Source organism: Micromonospora sp. DSM 43699, assembly GCF_055517075.1.
The window spans coordinates 1-439 of the sequence record NZ_JBTMMT010000229.1; the positions used below are offsets into that span (position 1 = coordinate 1).

A 439-nucleotide genomic window follows, 5' to 3' on the forward strand; every position below is an offset into this window, starting at 1 on the left:
CCCACCAACAGTCCTCCGGGCCCCGCCGGTTGGCGATCATGGCGGCGACCGGCGGGATCACCATGGCGACCACGCACATGCCGATCGCGACCGGCATGGACCACAGGCGCACCACGGCCCAGGCGGACACGAAGAGCGCGATGCATCCGCCCATCATGAGGAAGTAGTTCCGCCTGCGTCGGGCGTACATGCTTCCAGCGTAGGACTCCGCGCGCCGGACGGCACGAAGGGCCGCACCCCGCGTCAGGTGGCGTCCAACCCCCTGGGGTGCGGCCCTTCGGCCGTTCTGGGTGCCGTGGAAAACGGCGTACCGCGGATCCCGCGAAGGATCAGACGGCGATGGCGACCTCGGAGAGACCGCCGGTCTGCGCGACGACCGTGCGGTCGGCGCTGCCACCCGGAACCAGGGCGCGGAGCGTCCAGGTGCCCTCGGCCGCGT

General features: G+C 71.5%; 2 protein-coding genes. Both read right to left on the minus strand.

Features of this window, described 5'->3' with window-relative positions:
• A partial coding sequence (locus tag AC0AIB_RS31385) for a DUF3099 domain-containing protein (protein WP_465098109.1) occupies nucleotides 1–190 on the minus strand: 190 nt, incomplete at its 3' end.
• A 139-nt stretch (nucleotides 191–329) separates the two neighbouring features.
• Nucleotides 330–439 (minus strand): DUF1416 domain-containing protein (locus AC0AIB_RS31390; protein WP_465098110.1); only part of this gene is annotated, 110 nt, incomplete at its 5' end.